Source organism: Legionella steigerwaltii, from assembly GCF_001468065.1.
GTDB lineage: Bacteria > Pseudomonadota > Gammaproteobacteria > Legionellales > Legionellaceae > Legionella > Legionella steigerwaltii.
This window is the reverse complement of sequence record NZ_LNYZ01000001.1, coordinates 142308-160701: the sequence shown is the minus strand read 5'-3', so window position 1 is coordinate 160701 and position 18394 is coordinate 142308. Positions and strand designations below refer to the sequence as shown.

The following is an 18394-nucleotide window of genomic DNA, read 5'->3' as shown; positions in this document are numbered from 1 at the left end:
TTAGATAATTCCTTAAGCTATCAGGCATTAACTCTTTTAGATCAGCCTAAACGGTCAAATATTACTGAATTCACTTCAAGATTTTAATCATAGGTAAAATTGTTTTTATCAATCCAAAAAATTGTAAGATATAGATAACTAAAATAATGAGAACCAGTACATTTAACAGACTTTTAATTGCGGGTGGCATAGGAATAAAAGTGTCAATTAGCCACATCACTACCCCAAAAACAACAATTATGGCAATCAAATTCAGCAACCCGTTCATGACTATCCTTATTAAGATGGTTTTTTTAAAATTATAGCAGATTTACAAAGACTTAGGTTTTTTAATAGTAATAAGAAGATGATGAAATTCGTAGCCTGGGTGCAGCGCAGCGAAACCCGGGTTTCTGGGTTTGAGTTGTACAATCCCGGGTTTCGCTGCGCTGCACCCAGGCTACGAAATAACATTATTCGCTATGTGTGCCTGTTTTTCCTTTCAATAGATCACGAATTTCTGCCAATAAAGCTTCTTCTCTTGTTGGTGGTGTTTCTTTTTTTTCTTCTTTTTTCCTTAATAAAGAAATCCCTTTAATTGCTACAAAAATTGAAAAAGAAATGATAGCAAAATCAATCACTGCCTGGAGAAATTCGCCCCACTTCACCACCGCAGCACCGACTGTAAACGTTTTATTTGCGATATTAATTCCGCCTAATATTAGACCAATTAAAGGCATGACAATACCACTAACTAATGAACTAATGATTTTACCGAATGCAGCACCAATAACCACTGCAACTGCAAGATCAATTGCATTTCCTTTGATAGCAAATTGTTTAAACTCTTGTAAAAAACTCATGTCATCTCCTTATGCATGATCACTTTACAAAGGTAATCTGGAGGGTTCCAGACTACCTCAGATCGATTTATGAATGACGGACCATTTCTCTAATTTCTTCGATTTTTTTCTCCAAATCATCTGGAACAGCGCCGCCTCCCTGAGCCATATCATCTCGACCCCCACCTTTTCCACAGAGATGTTTTACCAACGTGGCTGCAGTAGGTGCTTTACCTAAAATATTTTTACTCACCCCAGCAATCACATTCATTTTATTTTGATCAAGTGTAAATAAAACAATCACAGCCGAATCGAGTCTCGATTTCAATTGATCCAAGGTAGTACGCATAGTTTGACTGTCTGCTCCATCCAATTGCTTCACAAGCAAACTAATTCCATTGATTTTTTCCACCTCATTTGCCAGATCCGCTCCGGATTTTTGTGCTTTCTCACTTTGTAGTTTGGCAATTTCCTTTTCCAAACCCTTACTTTCAGTAAGGAGCTGTGCGATTTTATCCGGCAAATTATTTGTTGCAGTTTTTAATAAAGATGCTGATTCGCTCAACAAAAATTGTTGTTCATTAACCCAGTCTAATGCATAGCGACCTGTTACCATCTCAATACGTCTTACCCCACTGGCAATCCCATATTCTGAGACGATTTTAAACAGCCCGATATCACCAGTCCTTCGTGCATGTGTTCCACCACAAAGTTCTTTAGAGAACTCGCCCATAGATAATACACGCACTTCATCGGTATATTTTTCACCAAAAAGAGCAACAGCACCGCTTTTTTTAGCCGATTCAATATCCATAATCCGGGTTTCAACTTCATGATTCGCACGAATTTGATCATTAACTAATAGTTCAATTTCTTGTATTTGTTCTGCGGTTAATGGTTCAAAATGAGAAAAGTCAAAACGCGCACGCTCTGCATCAACCAATGAGCCTTTTTGCTGGACTTGAGGTCCGACTACTGTTTTAAGCGCTGCGTGCAACAAGTGAGTTGCAGTATGATTTATACGAATTGCCTCTCGGCGTTCATTATCAATTTGCGCTTTAACCAACTGATCTAAAGTCCCAGTGCCTTGAACTACTTCTCCATAATGCACTATGGCTTGACCTTTCTTTTGTGTGTCATCGACACGAAAATGAAAGTCTGTTCCTGTTAAAACGCCCTTATCGCCTACTTGTCCCCCGCTTTCTGCATAAAACGGTGTATGATCGAGGACTATGGCCCCTTTCATACCTTTGTTTAAGGTTTTTACTTCTTTTCCTTCCTGAAGCAAGGCGACAATTTTTGATTCCATTTCCTTTTTTTCATACCCATGAAAATCAGATTGGTAATCCAATTGAGCATTGTTACTGTAATCGACGCTGAATTGACTGGCTGCCTGAGATTGTTCTCGTTGTTGTTGCATTAACTGATTAAAGCCATCCATATCCACATAAAGGCCTTGTTCTCTGGCGATATCAGCGGTTAAATCAACAGGAAAACCATATGTATCATACAGCTTAAATGCGATTTCCCCGGAGATTTCGTGGCCGCCAAGAGAATGCATTTGTTCTTGCAATAAACGTAAACCCTGATCAAGCGTACGAGCAAATTGATTCTCTTCTTGATTAAGTATTTTTTCTATATGGCTCTTATATTTTATCAATTCAGGATAAGCATCACCCATGACTTTAATTAAAGGCTCTACTAACTTTGAAAAAAATGGGGTTGGTAAGCCTAACTTGTTACCATGTCTTATCGCCCTTCTAATAATTCTCCTAAGTACATACCCTCGTCCTTCATTACCAGGAATCACTCCATCAGCAACTAGGAATGCACAAGAACGAATATGGTCGGCAATTACTTTTAAGGAGGTATGGTTTAAATCGGTAACATCACCAAGTTTTGCAGTCGATTGAATTAAATATTGGAAAATGTCCGTTTCATAATTACTGTGTACTCCTTGTACTACTGCAGCAAGTCGCTCCAGTCCCATACCTGTGTCTACGGAAGGTTTAGGTAGAGGATGCAGATTTCCATCCTTATCTCGATTAAACTGCATGAATACCAGGTTCCAAATTTCTATATATCGGTCCCCATCTTCATCAGGACTTCCTGGAGGACCACCTGGAATTTCTGGACCATGATCATAAAAAATTTCAGTGCAAGGACCACAAGGACCGGTATCACCCATAGACCAAAAATTATCTTTTTCACCGCAGCGTGAAAAACGTACAGCTGAAACCTTCATTTCTTTCAGCCAAATATCTTCTGCTTCCTGATCTTCTTTGTAAACAGTCACCCATAAACGCTCTTCAGGCAAACGCAGAACCTGAGTTAAAAATTCCCAAGCAAATTTTATGGCTTCTCGTTTGAAATAATCACCGAAACTAAAATTACCCAACATTTCAAAAAACGTATGGTGTCTTGCTGTATAACCCACATTTTCCAAATCATTGTGCTTCCCACCTGCACGCACACAACGTTGTGCGGTGACTGCCCGGTGATAAGAACGCGTTTCAAGTCCTAAAAATAAATCCTTAAATTGCACCATACCTGCATTGGTAAATAATAAAGTAGGATCATTAGCAGGAATTAAAGAGCTGGATTCCACGAGTTGATGGCCACTTTGTGTGAAATAATCAAAAAATGCTTTTCTAATTTCAGAACTTTTCATTTCGAATCAACACCAATTTGAGTTAATTTTAATTTTTAATTGTAGCCTGGGTGCAGCGCAGCGGAGCCCGGGTTTTCTGGTTTTGAATAAAATTTCTCAACCCCGGGTTCCGCTGCGCTGCACCCAGGCTACAAGGCACCAAAGACTACGATTTCATTTTTATCTTTTCAATTCTTTTTTCACTTGCACAATGGTATCCATTCCAAATCCACGATAGAGCAAAAAACGCTGTTGTTTTTGCAACTCGTCAAAAGTTAGATCAAGTTGTCCTTTACTTTTTTTATGCCAAACATCCAAAGCATAAGCCAACCAATTATCTTTTTCTTGTTGCAAGAATTGTTGAATTAACTCCTTATCAATTCCTTTACTACTTAATTCCTGACTTATTTTTAAAGGTCCATAGCCCTGTCGTATTCGTGAACGACTGTATGTTTCTACAAAACGTTGATCATTTTGTAAATCCAAACGTCGGCATTCATCTAATGCATTGTTTACTTCGATCGCACTATATCCTTTTTGTTTTAATTTATCGTAAAGCTCTAGTGCACTGTGCTCGCGCCTGGACAACAGGCGCACAGCACTATCAAATGCTTTAGTCATCAACAGTCTCAAATTCTTCCGCACTAGCTGACGCAAGCATAGGTAGCTTTTTCTCTAAAAGCTCAGTACGAATTAGCTGCTCAAGAGCTGCTGCAACTTGAGGGTTCTCTTTCAGGTACAAGCGAACATTATCTTTACCCTGGCCAATCTTCTCCCCTTTATAACTGTACCAAGCGCCCGATTTTTCAATCAGATTGAGTTGAACACCCAAATTGATAATTTCACTTTCACGAGAAATACCTTCATTATAGAGAATATCAAACTCTGTCATCTTGAATGGTGGCGCCACTTTATTCTTCACTACTTTAACTCGTGTTTCACTGCCTAAGATTTCTTCACCTTTCTTAATTGATCCAATACGGCGAATGTCTAAGCGAACAGAGGCATAGAATTTTAATGCATTACCGCCAGTAGTTGTTTCAGGGCTACCAAACATTACACCGATTTTCATACGAATCTGGTTAATAAAAATGACTAGAGTATTGGAGCGTTTAATATTAGCAGTCAATTTACGTAAAGCTTGTGACATGAGTCGAGCTTGTAAACCAACATGTGAATCCCCCATTTCCCCCTCAATTTCCGCTTTGGGAGTCAATGCAGCAACCGAGTCGACAATAATCACGTCCACTGCCGCAGAGCGGACCAACATGTCGGTAATTTCCAGAGCTTGTTCTCCAGTATCTGGCTGAGAAACCAGTAACTCATCCACATTAACACCCAGTTTTTGCGCATAGCTTGGATCTAAAGCATGTTCTGCATCAATAAATGCGGCCGTGCCACCCATTTTTTGACACTCGGCAATAACTTGTAATGTTAACGTTGTTTTACCAGATGACTCTGGTCCATAAATTTCAACAATACGTCCTTTGGGTAAACCACCAATTCCCAAGGCAATGTCTAATCCTAAAGACCCTGTTGAAATGGCTTCTATATCTCGGGATACAGTACTGTCCCCCATGCGCATCACTGATCCTTTACCAAATTGGCGTTCAATTTGCGAGAGAGCTGCTGATAATGCTTTTTGTTTATTTTCTTCCATAATATTTTCCAGGTAGTTATGCAAGGGTAAAATTATCACACAGATAGGAATAAGCAGCAAATTGATTCACAGGATTAAATGGGTTTTTTCACTCAAACCTGAGTAAAGCAAAGTTGAGTAAAAAATCATGTTTTTGATCACCCCAGAAAACATTATCCGCCTTGAGTTCCTCTCGTTTAGCAAGTGAGCATTTCTTACTAATCAGACCTATAATGATTGACTAAAAAAATTAACCATATGGTACAATATTTATACTAAATTTTAAAAGGTAAACAATAATGCAAACTAAAAATGAAAAAGCGTCACTAATTTCTGATGCAGTGGCTACTTCGTTATATGCAGCACGTACTGCGGTTAATATTTCTATTGCTGCAAAGCATATTTTTTTTCCTAAAGTAGAGAAATCAAAAATTAGTATTACAGATCGTATTGAACACGAATTTAAAATGAAGAACGCCTCCGGAGGTTGAGGATTTAACCGCAAGCGGGAATCTATCCATTAATTAATTCCTTACTTTAGGATGGATCACCGCCTATGCGGGAATCACAGAAATATAGAGCAAAATGACTTTTTGAAGTATCAACTCTCTATTAATCAATCTTTGATATAAGAAAGAATGCCTGATAGCGCTACTTGGCATGCGGCAAGGCGTATATCTTGTCGGTTTCCAGTCAATTGTTTTTTTACTATTTTAGGATTCATGCCTTTAGCTGCCCAACCAAAACACACAGTACCCACAGGTTTCTCAAGACTACCTCCATCTGGGCCAGCAATACCAGTAACTGATACAGCAACATGTCCTGTACTGTGTTGTAAAGCGCCAGTCGCCATAGCTTCAGCAACAGGCTCACTCACTGCACCATATTTCTCAATTAATTGTTTAGGAACAGACAACAACTCCTCTTTAGCCAAATTGCTGTAAGTAACAAATCCGCGTTCAAACCAAACTGAACTTCCAGGAATTTCCGTAAGATAACTGGCAACAAGTCCGCCAGTACATGATTCAGCAGTGACTAATTGCCAGTTCTTTTTCTTTAAAATAGTAGCAATTTCTTTGATAAGATCGTCAAAAGAACTCATAAATAGGCCAGAATTATCCTGGGTTATGGCTTACGCCGTCACCCAGGTTAAAGACTTAGTGTTGAGTTTGATTTCCACCAGCGGGTTGATTTTGCGCTGGTTGTGTTGTTGTAGTAGTATTAGTTTCAGTTCCTGCAGCAGGTTGCTTGTTACCTTGCTGACCGCATGCAGTTAAAGCGAGTGCTAAAAAACCAGTTGCTGCAATTAAAGCGAAACGATTCATTTCATTCTCCCTATAAATTTAATATTTTTTTTAAATCCCTTTAGATTCTAGCAAATAAATTTAAATTCAACCATGACCTGTTGATATTTCAACAAAAAAGCCGAAAACTGTGGCCTTATCTTATTTTAAAAGCTCAAAAAATTAACAATCCACTGGGCAAATATCGCATCATCACATGGTAGCTGCAGTGATTTTAATCCACTATCTGTTAATTCCTTACCAAGTCTGTTTTTCCGGATTTCCATCAATGCCTGGGAATAACTTTTGCTGAACTCAGGATGACCTTGTACAGTGAATAGATTGTGACGAAACTGCAGCATATAAAATGGACAAAAATCACTTGTAGCCAAAACCTCTACCTCTGAAGGAAGAACTACAACTTGATCCTGGTGACTAACGATTAGATTGAGCTGACTCAGAGATGGGGACATCCACGATTTATGTTGGGTAATTTTATTTATTGACATTCCTACCCCCCAGCCCTTAGGTGATTTAATAACCTTACCCCCTAATGCTTTCGCAATAAGCTGATGACCAAAACAAATCCCTATCACTTTTTTTCTTGCCTCATGAAGACGCCGCACAAATTCTTCAAGCGCAGTAATCCAAAGAAAACCATCATTAACACCATGGCGACTACCGGTAATAACATAAGCATCTGAGGCATCGATATGGTTTGGTAATTCATCAAGACGAACATCATAAACAGTAAATGTCAAATTCGGTTCTGCTTGCCGCAGTAGCTTGATATACATTTCTGAATAAGTGCCATATGTCATAATCAAGTCTGGTTCTACTTGATCACATTGCAAAATTCCGATATTCATGATGTTCCTTAATGAGCTTCTACCAATCTAATCGCTGCTATTTACAAAGGATGTGGATCCCCATGGATAGCTGCCGTAAGAATGTTTTTATATTGTAACTCATCGAAAAGAATTGGATTACTTTGCGCTGAAGGATCTTCCGTCGCCATTGTCGCAATACGGCCCACATCACGCGCATCAATGCCAATTTCAATTAAGCTGTGCTCGATACCTAACTCTCGACGAAGTTGTAATATCCATTCCAGAAATCCATCAAATCCATTATCGATCTCTAAGAAAACCGCTAAACGCATAATTTTTTGTTCAATCTCAGAGCGATTGGCTTGCAATACATACGGCATCAAAATTGCATTTAATCTACCATGATGCGCGTCATATATCGCACCTAAAGGATGAGCGAGCGCGTGCATTGCACCTAACCCGCGCTGGAATGCTGTTGCCCCCATCATCGAAGCAACAAGCATTTGTGTTCTGGAATCCAAATCATTGCCATTGTGCATTACTCGTGGCAAATGTTCTTTTATTAAACGCATCCCTTCCAGAGCGATCCCTTCCGCCATTGGATGGTAATTGGGAGCTGAGTAAGCCTCCAGACAATGAGATAATGCATCCATACCTGTTGCTGCCGTAATCTTCGGTGGTAAAGCGACCGTTAACTCTGGGTCTAAAATAACGATGGAAGGTAACATCTTAGGATGAAAAATAATCTTTTTCCGTTGGTGTTGCGTATCGGTTATCACAGAAGCACGCCCAACTTCCGAACCAGTACCCGCAGTGCTTGGCAAGACGATAACAGGCGCTATACCTGCAGCATTCACACGTCGCCAATTATCGCCTATGTCTTCAAAATCCCATAGGGGACGATTTTGTCCAACCATTAATGCAATTGCTTTCGCCGCGTCTAAAGCAGATCCGCCTCCAAAAGCAATAATTCCATCATGTTGACCACTTCGATAAACATCTACACCAGCTGATACATTTTCACCTGTTGGGTTCGCTTTTACATCGGTGAACAAAGCACCATGCAAACCCGCATCACGGCAATCCGCTAATGCTGTTTCAACCATGGGTAATTTCGCAAGGTAGCTGTCTGTGACTAACAGTGGGGATTTCACCCCCAGTGTGTGGCACGCTTCGACAAGTTCACGTGCACGCCCCGCCCCTACCTTTATCGACGTGGGATAATTCCAGTTAGCCTTCAGTGATAATGTACTCATTTATAGCTCCCTTTCTGGGGTCTGACCCTAATCGTTTGTTTTTAAATGAAAAGACTTAGGCCTGGTCAAAGCCTCATATCCTATAGAAGAAAGCGTACATCCACGCCCTGAGTTTTTGACTCCAGTCCAGGCTAAGGCAGGATCGAGATAGTCACAACGATTGATAAAAAATGTTCCAGTGTGGAGTTGTTCACCAATGACAATCCCCTGCTCTATATCTCGAGTAAAAACAGCTGCCGTTAAACCGTAGTCACTGTCATTCATTAATGCAATAGCCTCATCATCGCTGTCAACAGGCATGATACCCACTACGGGTCCGAACGTTTCTTCCGTCATGATCCGCATTTTATGGTTTACTTCCGTTAAAATCTGAGGAGCCATGTAGGCAGACCCAGGTTGGTCCATAACAAACTTTTGACTATCAATATGTGCAACAGCACCTTGCGCTAATGCTTCTCGAATCTGGGCACGAACAAATTCCGCAGCAGAAGATCGTACGAGTGGCCCTAAGGTGGTATCCGGATCATCAGGACGTCCGAGTTTATATTGCATCACAAACATCACTGCTTTCTTAACAAATTGCTCATACACATCTTTGTGAACATAAATACGCTCAATGCCACAACACGATTGGCCTGAATTAAAGAAAGCTCCATCCATAAGCGTTTCTACCGCTTTATCAATATCTGCATCAAAACGGACATAACCCGGATCTTTTCCTCCAAGTTCCAAACCGATACTTAAAAAACGACCTGCGGTTACTCGTTCCACCATCCCACCACCAGCAACAGAACCTGTAAAAGCAATATTATTTATTGCTGGGTGACGTAAAATCTTCTCCGTATCTGCATGAGTCAGATGCAAATACTGGAAAACCCCTTCAGGAAGATTTGCTTCTCTAAATGCTTGAGCGAATCGTTCAGCAACAAGAGGTGTTTGTGCCGAATGCTTTAGTAAGACAACATTTCCAGCCATAATGGCTGGGATAATCGCATTCACTGCGGTAAGGTAAGGATAATTCCAAGGAGCTATTACAAATGTGAGTCCTAATGGCTCTCGTTTGATGTAACGAATAAAGCCCGTTTTTTCAGGCAACATAATCGGCGCAAGTGCAGTACTTGCTTCAGCAATCATATAACGAGCACGCTCCTCGAAGCCATCAATCTCTCCTGGAGCATAACGAATTGGCCTTCCCATTTGCCAACAAATTTCCCAAGCAATTTCTTCCTTATTGGCCACTAAAGCATCTACTGCGGCCATACAATAGTGCTCACGCTCAGACAAGCTGGTATTAGCCCACTGTTTTTTTGCACTTAATGCGCGTTCCAAAGCGAATTGGATCTCATCATCACGAGCAAAAGTACGCTCCACATAAAGTGAATTATCTATAGGCGAATAAGTCTTCAATGTATCGTTCATGATCTAGAAAATCCAAGTTAAATAATTTCCAAATAGCGATCCAATTCCCAATCTGTAATATGACGACGAAACTCTCGTTCTTCCCATTCGCGAGAAGCAGCAAAATGCGCCACAAATGGTTCGCCAAATAAAGTACGGGCGGCCTTTGATTCTCTAAGACGAGCGGCTGCTTCCCAAAGAGTTCGTGGCAGAACAAGCTCAGCTTGATGGTGTTGGGTATAAGAATTACCTTTAATTTCTGGATAGGGTTCCAGCTCATGCTCAACTCCATACAAACCTGAGCCTAAAGCTGCAGCCAACGCTAAATAGGGATTCGAATCCGCAGAACCTAGACGATACTCGACTCGTTGCGATTTATCACTTCCAGGGATAACACGTAATGCCGTTGTACGATTCTCTACACCCCATGTTGCATCCGTTGGTGCCCAAAAACCTGGAATGAGGCGAGAAAAACTGTTTACTGTGGGAGCAACCATCGCTAAAAATTCGGGCATGAGTTTTTGTTGCCCTGCCACGAAATGTCTCTGAATTTTGCTCATGTTATGTTGCATCGCGGGATCATAAAAAGCACTGCTTTTATTATTTTTATGACGCAGGGATAGGTGGATGTGTCCACTTTGTCCGGGATAGTGGGGTGACCATTTAGCCATAAAAGTTGCTATCTTATTGTTTCGCTGCGCTAAAACCTTCATAAATGTTTTAAATAAAGCTGCCTTATCCCCAGCTTCAGCAGCTTTATCTACGGCAATAGCTGCTTCAATCACCCCTGGACCTGTTTCTGCATGCAAACCTTCAATTGGAAAATCCATAATCTCGCTCATATTAAGGATTTGATGATATAGGTCCGCATGAACGGTATTGCGAAGTATCGAGTAGCCAAAAAAATCAGGGGTCATGGGTTTTAAATCACGAAAGCCTTTAGAGCGTATACTGTCAGGCGTTTCATCAAACATGAAAAACTCGTATTCCAATGCCGCATAAGCCCCAAATCCCATTGAATCTGCTTTATTAACAATTCGGCGAAGTAACGCTCGAGGGCATAAGTTTTCTGCTTCTCCAGAAAATTCAGCCATAAATAACAGCTGATTCTCTTCAAAAACAAGATCTCGACATGTTTCTGGCAAAATGCGTACTGAAGTATCAGGATAACCTGTATGCCAACCCGTATATTTCGCATTATCATAGAGTTTATCTTTGGAGTCCCAACCTAAGATCACATCACAAAAAGAGAAACCATTGTCCAAAGCCGAGAAGAATTTATTTCTGCTCATATATTTTCCAAGCATCACCCCATCCATATCAAATAAACCAACCTTGACATGGGTCAAATTACGCTCTTCAATAATTTGTTTTGCATCCTCAACAGTCTTAACATCTTTTGCAGTTAACATAGCATTTTCCTTTGCCAGTTCATTATAAATAATTGATAATATCCCAGTTTCTATTCTTGAAGCTAGGGATATTTATTGAAGTTTAAAGAGACAATCATGCAAAAATAATTGCTTCCTGATTTGTCCCTATGCTAAGGTTTTCTATGCTTTACAGACACATTACTCAAGTAAAAATTACATTATGTCAAACTACTTAATTGTCGAGTTTCAATCACTTCAACATTTTCTTCATCAGGCTGATTTGGATTATCGGCAATCGCTTAGTTTCATTCCTTTGTTTGATCCGGAAAAAACATGCTCTTGGAGTGCTACTCAAAAAAAAAATTTTGCTTCAATTTTTTATCATCTACGAGGGCATTTTATTAATTTTGTGTGGTACATTGCCAATTTTTCCTGTAGCGAATTAACTAAAAAAATAATTTTAGAAAATATCCATGAAGAATTGGGAATAGGGAGTCGATTTTCTCATGAAATGCTCTTTGAACGCTTTGCCAAAGAATGTGGTGTGGACATTCATGATGAAATCATTAATGAAACGAACTACCTACCCTTTGCAAAAGGTTTCAATAAAACTCATCTGCAATGGCTTGCAGAACATGATGAAGAAGAAAGAATAGCTGCTTTTGCTGCCTATGAACGTCTTGACAATCTGGACTATCTCCATTTAGTTCAATTGGCTGACTCGATTAATTTATCTCAACACGCAAGTACTTTTTTTAAAGTGCATGCTCACGTAACCCACTTTGATTCCACATTAGAATTAATTTTACCTATATGGGAAAAAAACCCAGATAAAGTAATTCAATCACTTCATTTCATCTATACACATCAACATCAAATGTGGCGCAATTTATCAAATCATGTATTCACGTAGCCTGGGTGCGGCGCAGCAGAACCCGGGTTTTCTTAACATGAATAAACTTCTAAATCCCGGGTTCCGCTGCACTGCACCCAGGCTACAATACTACAATACTTTTAAGCTAGCGAAATGGGATAGACCCTAATCGATTTTAGGGAATTTCACAATAAAATGCGCAAACTCATTCAACTCACCTTTACAACAAATATCACCACCAGCATCTTGCATCAGTAATTTACAATAAGCCAGCCCCAACCCTGTTCCATCTTTGCGTTCGGAATAGAAGCTGTCAAAAACTTTTTCGAAGTTTTTAGAATACATTCCCCTGGCAGTGTCTCTGACATGCAGGTAATTAAAATTATCCTTTTCTGCGCCAAGTTCCAACCAAATGGAAATTATTCCCTTACCCATTTCTTCAATATATTCAAGACTATTTTTTAGTAGATTCCAGAGTAGATTTTTGAATGCTAACTCCTCTAACCAAATTGAGAAGTTGCTCTCATAATGTACGTGGATGAGTGACTTTTGAGTTTCCTTTAAAGGATAATCGTCCAACGATTTTTCAATTAAATTTTTGATTGAATAAATAGCAAAATTACTTGTATTGAATTTGTTATGTTTGATAGTGCTCAACTGCATACTAATTAGACGATTACTTGTTTCTATCCCACGAGTAATTTTATTTAAGCTTTCTTGTAAATCTTTTCGTATCTCTGAATTTTTAATTTTTTTTAGGATAATTTCCTGTAATTCAGCCTGCAAATAAATACTTGCCAGTGGTGTACGCAAATCATGAGCAATACTGCTCGCTAACATACGCATACCTGAAAGTCGTCCGGCATTAATAATTTCCCTATCTCGAGCAAATAAGGTACCTATAATTATTGCGGCAATAAAAGTAATCAATAAACTAAATAAGGAGATACTGCCCGGGACGTATTCAAGCATTTGATGCGATAAAAAATAAGAGAAAAAAGCCAGTCCACACCCTAGAAAAAGCAGAATGAGGGAACCTAAAACACTGGTGACCAATAAAAGGAAAAAAATGGCAGAAACACAATTCATTAACCATATAGTTGAGCAATGATTAATGAGCGTTAAATAGCAAAAAAAATAAGGTAAACAGAATAATAAAACAACATACCAGAAAACAGGTAAAAATTTTAGTAATGCCTGAGGCCAAAATCGATTTGCAGCCAAACTAGCGCAGAGAAACGCGGCAGTAAGTCGTAAGAAAAACTCCTCACTCATCTGAAAACTTTCTAGTTTCCAAAAAACGCCAAAGAGTGGGTAATTAATCATCATCACTACGCCAAACAGTGTAATTTGATGACTGGCATCCTCCGTTTGCTTTACCAAATATTGGTAAATAATAAATAAATTTTCTTTTAGCAACTTCATTGTAACTAAACTCAGCAATTTTAACCCGGGTAAGAATACCACATCTCTGTTCATTTTGATGAATATAAAATAGCCACTACTCTACCTTAAATGATTTTGCTAAAATCGCCACACATTCAACTCAAGCCCAAAAATCTTCATGACCACATCCCATACACCAATGATGCAACAGTATTTACGCATTAAATCAGAATATCCTGATATGCTCTTGCTCTATCGTATGGGCGATTTTTACGAATTATTTTTTGATGATGCCAAACGTGCATCACAATTATTGGATCTCACTTTGACCCATCGTGGTCAATCTGCTGACAAACCAATTCCCATGGCCGGTGTTCCTTATCATGCTGTGGAAAATTACCTGGCAAGATTGATCAAAAAAGGCGAATCAGTAGCTATTTGTGAACAAATAGGAGACCCTGCAACCAGCAAAGGCCCCGTTGAACGTCAGGTAACTCGTATTATCACCCCAGGAACAGTAACTGATGAAGCACTTTTAGATGCTAAAAAAGATAATTTATTACTAGCAATTCACCACCAAAAACAAAAAATTGGCCTAGCCTGGGTTGAGCTCAGTAGTGGCCGCTTTCATTTACTGGAATTAACGGAAACAAATCAGCTCAGCGCGGAACTGACTCGATTGCAGCCTGCCGAATTGCTTTTGCAAGAAACATCCCCCTTGGAAGAATACTGCCTGAACTTCCCAATTAAACTGAGACCAGGTTGGGAATTTCGCTTTGATAATGCAAAAAAACTCTTATGTGAGCAATTTGCAGTAAATGATCTTAGTGCATTTGGTGAGCAAGATCATGCTACTGCGCTTGTTGCAGCAGGTGCTTTATTGTCCTATTTACAGGCGACACAGAAACAAGCACTTCCTCATTTAACAACAATGACGCTTGAACATACCCATGATTATTTGCAACTGGATGCCTCGACACAAAAACACCTTGAATTATTTGAAAATATGAGTGGCAACCATGCAAACAGCTTATTATCGCTATTGGATAAAACTGCATGTTCCATGGGGAGTCGTTTACTCAAACGTTGGTTAGGAAGACCGCTTAAACAACATGACCAAATTAAGGTACGCCAGGATGCCATAATGGAAATCATCCGTTTTCAACGAGGCATATCTATTTATGAATTGCTGAGGCAAACATGTGATGTAGAACGAATTGTCTCACGCATTGCTTTAAAATCAGCCCGTCCACGTGATTTGGTCGCTTTAAGCCATACTTTAGCGTTACTTCCAGAATTGAACTCCGTACTTGATAATCACAAAAGCGAACTCACTGCACAATTAAAAATATACATTAAACCGTTACCGTCGCTACAACAGTTGCTCGCTTCGGCAATTATAGAAAATCCACCCGTATTAATCCGTGATGGTGGGGTTATCGCCCAAGGTTTTGATGAAGAACTAGATGAACTTAGGATGCTCAGCACACGTGCCAATGATAAACTCGTGCATTTAGAACAAGAAGAAAAGCAAAAAACGGGCTTATCCACATTGAAGTTTGGCTTCAATAATGTACAAGGTTATTACATCGAACTTTCTAAAACTCAATCGGAAAAAGCACCTCCTCATTACCATAGAAAACAAACTTTAAAAAATGTGGAGCGTTATATCACACCCGAGTTAAAGCAATTCGAAGAGAAAGTATTGTCAGCACAAGTTAAGGCTTTGGCACGCGAAAAATGGCTCTACGAAAATCTATTGATGGAAATCCAGCACAATATAAACGAATTAACGCTTTTAGCACAAGCACTGGCCCAATTGGATGTATTAACAACTCTTGCAGAACGAGCTCAAAGTTTCAACTGGTGCCGACCTAACCTTGTCCCTGAATCACAAATCTCCATTGAAGCAGGTCGTCATCCAGTAATTGAACATTTGTTGCAAGAACGTTTTATTGCGAATGACTTACACCTCAAGCCATCGCAAAATATATTGCTCATTACCGGGCCTAATATGGGTGGTAAATCCACCTACATGCGACAAACTGCATTAATTGTACTTCTAGCTCATATTGGCAGTTTTGTACCTGCTAAATCGGCGACTTTAGGGCCTATCGATAGAATTTTTACCCGTATTGGCGCCAGTGATGATTTAGCTTCTGGACGTTCAACTTTCATGGTTGAAATGACGGAAACCGCACAAATCTTAAGACAAGCTACCCATGAGAGTCTTGTTTTAATTGATGAAATTGGCCGCGGTACCAGCACCTATGATGGGATGGCTTTGGCTTATGCCAGCTGTGCTTATCTGGCTACGACCATTAAAGCATATACTTTATTTTCTACGCACTACTTTGAGTTAACCAATCTTCCCCAACAATGGTCCTGCATTCGGAATGTTCATTTGCAAGCATCATTGGATACGGGTCGTATCATCTTTTTATATCGGGTAGAACCAGGTCATGCAAATCGAAGTTATGGACTTGAAGTAGCAGAACTTGCTGGGATACCTACTGAAGTTTTAAAAATTGCTCATGCGCACTTAAATCATATGCAAAATCATACGCCCTCAGTCAGTCCAACACAAGCAACCATTCAAGTACAACCTCGATCACCTATTTTGCATGAACTGGCTCAAGTTGATCCGGATCAGTTGACTGCAAGGGAAGCCCTTGATTTGATTTATCGGTTAAAGAGGATGGAAACAGTAGATGCATAGACAGTATCTACATTTACTACTTTTTTTTGTGGACTAAATTAGGAACGAAATTATTCTCGCTACCAGCAGCCCTGGTAAAATTAAAGAATTATGTGATTCATTAGTTGTAGCCTGGGTGAAGGCAAAGCCGTAACCCGGGTTTCGCTGCGCTGCACCCAGGCTACAACGATCACAAGCAACCTAAATTTCGTTAAAAGATTGCATTTAAAGACAGTATCTACATTACTGTTGATACCTAATTAAGTCTAACGATGTCATTATTCAAGCCATACAATTTGCTGAAATTGCAGCAGTGTATTTTGACTGTTCATTTAGTACGACATTTGTCGTAAAAAACATATTGGGAATTAAATACTTTAATAACCGCTGATTTTGACAATAAGCCGAAACTCTGGTTTGAAATTGCTTAAATATACTTTCTGCTGCTTCCGCACTAGCAAATGGAGAAAATCCTCGTATGCCTCCCTCTTCCTGGTCCATGTAATATTCGATATGTGCTTGCACCAGAGTAATATTCTGTTGCAGGTTTTCTCCAACTGTATCAATTGTTTTGCCACCCGAGGTTTTCTTTGAAGCAGTGGCTTCAACACCATAAGCTCGTCCTAAGTCATATCCCTGATGATGCATAAATAGAACATTGAGCTTTTCTTCATCTTTTATCACTGATGCTAAGGTTCTGCTTGTTGAATAAAGAGGAGCAGTCTCCCTCACGCTTTTCGGCTGTATCTCTTCAACCAAATATTGACGTCTTTCTGGAGAATCAAGCTCTTGATAAATTGTTGCATCATATGAGGCCGCAATCACTTGGGAACCACGACAAATACCACATAACGGTTTGGGTGCAGATGCACGTTGTTGCATATAGACTAAACAAAATTCAAGAACATCACGACGTGGATCACTGAATTTTGGATAATCAGTATAGTTGGGTAAACCCGTTTTAGGATGGCGTTCTTCTCCATAGAAACGAGGGTCCATATCTTGCCCCCCTGTTAACAGGATACCATCTACCTGATCAAAAATCGTTTTTGCATGTTGATAAAGAGCCGCCATTTGTGGAAATGCAGATGGATTTTTAGCATTTTCCTCTCGCATAATTTGGATCATCAAAAGAGGAAAGCTAATACCTTGCTTTTTCCATTCTGCTGCAAAAAGAGAAGATATATTTTGTTCACATGGAGCTCTTGCTGCAAGTTTTTTGACGTGTTCTAACACTTCATCTTTTAATTGCTGTAATCTTTTTTGGGTTAATATGTTTAGCGTGTTTACTTCTTTCTCTAATATCTCAGCATCTACCTTTGGCGTTATATCCATGCGAACAGGATACATCCCATGTGCTAAGAGCATTTTCTCCGCGACTGTTGCTGACATCAAAGGAGTCACATTATTCCAAGATACTAATATTGCAGGTTTAGGATTTGTTTTTTTAACCCTCTCCATAGCAATCTTTTTATCAACTAACAGCCCGCTTATTTTAGACAATTTCTTTTCAGGAGAATTACGAATGATAACCTCCGTGGCACTCGTACCTCCTAACATGGGAACTTGTTGAATATGACACTCTTTAAACGTTACTTTATGGAATTGCTTTAAATAATTAAAACTAGTACGAATAAAAATATTTTCTACAAAAAGTAGATCATTTAACCTGCTGTAATCGAAGGTAGTCTGCGTAAAATGATTATTAATAAAACGAACCCTATGGAATGATGCATGATTAATAACAGTATTATTAAAAGAAGAATCACGAATGTCTTGGTCATCCCAAATCGATCCGGATAAATCGCATTCATCAAACTGACAGTTTTTTATTTCACAACCCGTAAAATCAATATCATTCAATAAGTTCGTTCTACGAGGCAACTTAGTGGCGCTCGCCAACGAACCATCCGCTCGTTGCATCTGTATCAGACTGACTGTTTTATTCGGAACTGCGAAATTGAGATTCTGTAAAACGGCCGAATAACCTTTTCCTTTTAAATAAGCAGCCAGTGGAAATTTGGATTTTGGAGGTAGCCCTTTTTTGTATTGTAAAAAATCATCTAAAATTTTTTCAAATTCACTTTGCGAAATAGGAAAACCCATAAATTTTTCAACTCACTGTAATTATGAAACTCAGTTTTGAATAAGCACAAATATCAAACTGTCTAGTAGCAAGAATCAAA

At 39.4% G+C, this 18394-nt stretch carries 16 protein-coding genes; 3 read left to right on the top strand and 13 right to left on the bottom strand.

Annotation, left to right across the window (positions count from 1 at the left end; genetic code table 11):
* Positions 1 to 70: 70 nt before the first annotated feature.
* The 5 genes from Lstg_RS00660 to recA all read right to left on the bottom strand — a co-directional run bounded on the left by Lstg_RS00660 (position 71) and on the right by recA (position 5131).
* Complete coding sequence (locus Lstg_RS00660) at positions 71 to 268, bottom strand: Thivi_2564 family membrane protein (protein ID WP_058475737.1); 198 nt, start codon at positions 266 to 268, stop codon at positions 71 to 73.
* A 184-nt stretch (positions 269 to 452) separates the two neighbouring features.
* The gene (gene mscL / locus Lstg_RS00655) at positions 453 to 842 is read right to left on the bottom strand and encodes a large-conductance mechanosensitive channel protein MscL (RefSeq protein ID WP_058475736.1); all 390 of its coding nucleotides are present in this window, start codon (positions 840 to 842) and stop codon (positions 453 to 455) included.
* Positions 843 to 909: 67 nt separating this feature from the next.
* Positions 910 to 3492, bottom strand: a complete 2583-nt coding sequence (gene alaS, locus Lstg_RS00650) for an alanine--tRNA ligase (RefSeq protein WP_058475735.1) — start codon at positions 3490 to 3492, stop codon at positions 910 to 912.
* Positions 3493 to 3651: 159 nt separating this feature from the next.
* The gene (gene recX, locus Lstg_RS00645; protein WP_058475734.1) at positions 3652 to 4092 is read right to left on the bottom strand and encodes a recombination regulator RecX; all 441 of its coding nucleotides are present in this window, start codon (positions 4090 to 4092) and stop codon (positions 3652 to 3654) included.
* On the bottom strand, positions 4085 to 5131 hold the full coding sequence (gene recA / locus Lstg_RS00640) for a recombinase RecA (protein ID WP_058475733.1): 1047 nt from the start codon (positions 5129 to 5131) through the stop codon (positions 4085 to 4087). The genes recX and recA overlap by 8 nt, the downstream gene beginning before the upstream one ends.
* Positions 5132 to 5409: 278 nt before the next feature.
* Between recA and Lstg_RS00635 the strand changes: the two genes are divergently transcribed.
* Entirely contained in the window at positions 5410 to 5601 is a 192-nt protein-coding gene (locus tag Lstg_RS00635; RefSeq protein WP_058475732.1) for a hypothetical protein, read from the top strand.
* Between the two features lie 125 nt (positions 5602 to 5726).
* Here the strand turns inward: Lstg_RS00635 and Lstg_RS00630 are convergent, their stop codons facing one another.
* The 6 genes from Lstg_RS00630 to Lstg_RS00610 form a co-directional block, all read right to left on the bottom strand.
* Positions 5727 to 6212 carry a CinA family protein gene (locus Lstg_RS00630; protein ID WP_058475731.1) on the bottom strand — a complete coding sequence of 162 codons (486 nt, stop codon included), beginning with the start codon at positions 6210 to 6212 and terminating at the stop codon, positions 5727 to 5729.
* Between the two features lie 55 nt (positions 6213 to 6267).
* Positions 6268 to 6435 (bottom strand): hypothetical protein, encoded by a 168-nt coding sequence (locus Lstg_RS17845; RefSeq protein WP_165481735.1) that lies wholly within the window; start codon positions 6433 to 6435, stop codon positions 6268 to 6270.
* A 125-nt stretch (positions 6436 to 6560) separates the two neighbouring features.
* Positions 6561 to 7262, bottom strand: a complete 702-nt coding sequence (locus Lstg_RS00625; RefSeq protein WP_058475730.1) for a glutamine amidotransferase-related protein — start codon at positions 7260 to 7262, stop codon at positions 6561 to 6563.
* A 41-nt stretch (positions 7263 to 7303) separates the two neighbouring features.
* Positions 7304 to 8479, bottom strand: a complete 1176-nt coding sequence (locus tag Lstg_RS00620; RefSeq protein WP_058475729.1) for an iron-containing alcohol dehydrogenase — start codon at positions 8477 to 8479, stop codon at positions 7304 to 7306.
* Positions 8480 to 8506: 27 nt separating this feature from the next.
* A complete protein-coding gene (locus Lstg_RS00615) occupies positions 8507 to 9898 on the bottom strand; it encodes an aldehyde dehydrogenase family protein (protein ID WP_058475728.1) in 1392 nt (463 codons plus the stop codon).
* 17 nt (positions 9899 to 9915) lie between these two features.
* Complete coding sequence (locus Lstg_RS00610) at positions 9916 to 11289, bottom strand: glutamine synthetase family protein (protein WP_058475727.1); 1374 nt, start codon at positions 11287 to 11289, stop codon at positions 9916 to 9918.
* 181 nt (positions 11290 to 11470) lie between these two features.
* Between Lstg_RS00610 and Lstg_RS00605 the strand changes: the two genes are divergently transcribed.
* Entirely contained in the window at positions 11471 to 12163 is a 693-nt protein-coding gene (locus tag Lstg_RS00605; RefSeq protein WP_058475726.1) for an iron-containing redox enzyme family protein, read from the top strand.
* A gap of 126 nt (positions 12164 to 12289) precedes the next feature.
* Here the strand turns inward: Lstg_RS00605 and Lstg_RS00600 are convergent, their stop codons facing one another.
* Complete coding sequence (locus tag Lstg_RS00600) at positions 12290 to 13549, bottom strand: sensor histidine kinase (protein WP_058475968.1); 1260 nt, start codon at positions 13547 to 13549, stop codon at positions 12290 to 12292.
* A gap of 139 nt (positions 13550 to 13688) precedes the next feature.
* Here Lstg_RS00600 and mutS point away from each other — a divergent pair, with 139 nt between their 5' ends.
* Positions 13689 to 16229 (top strand): DNA mismatch repair protein MutS, encoded by a 2541-nt coding sequence (mutS, locus tag Lstg_RS00595; protein ID WP_058475725.1) that lies wholly within the window; start codon positions 13689 to 13691, stop codon positions 16227 to 16229.
* A gap of 261 nt (positions 16230 to 16490) precedes the next feature.
* Here the strand turns inward: mutS and Lstg_RS00590 are convergent, their stop codons facing one another.
* The gene (locus Lstg_RS00590; RefSeq protein ID WP_058475724.1) at positions 16491 to 18314 is read right to left on the bottom strand and encodes a gamma-glutamyl-gamma-aminobutyrate hydrolase family protein; all 1824 of its coding nucleotides are present in this window, start codon (positions 18312 to 18314) and stop codon (positions 16491 to 16493) included.
* Positions 18315 to 18394: the final 80 nt, after the last annotated feature.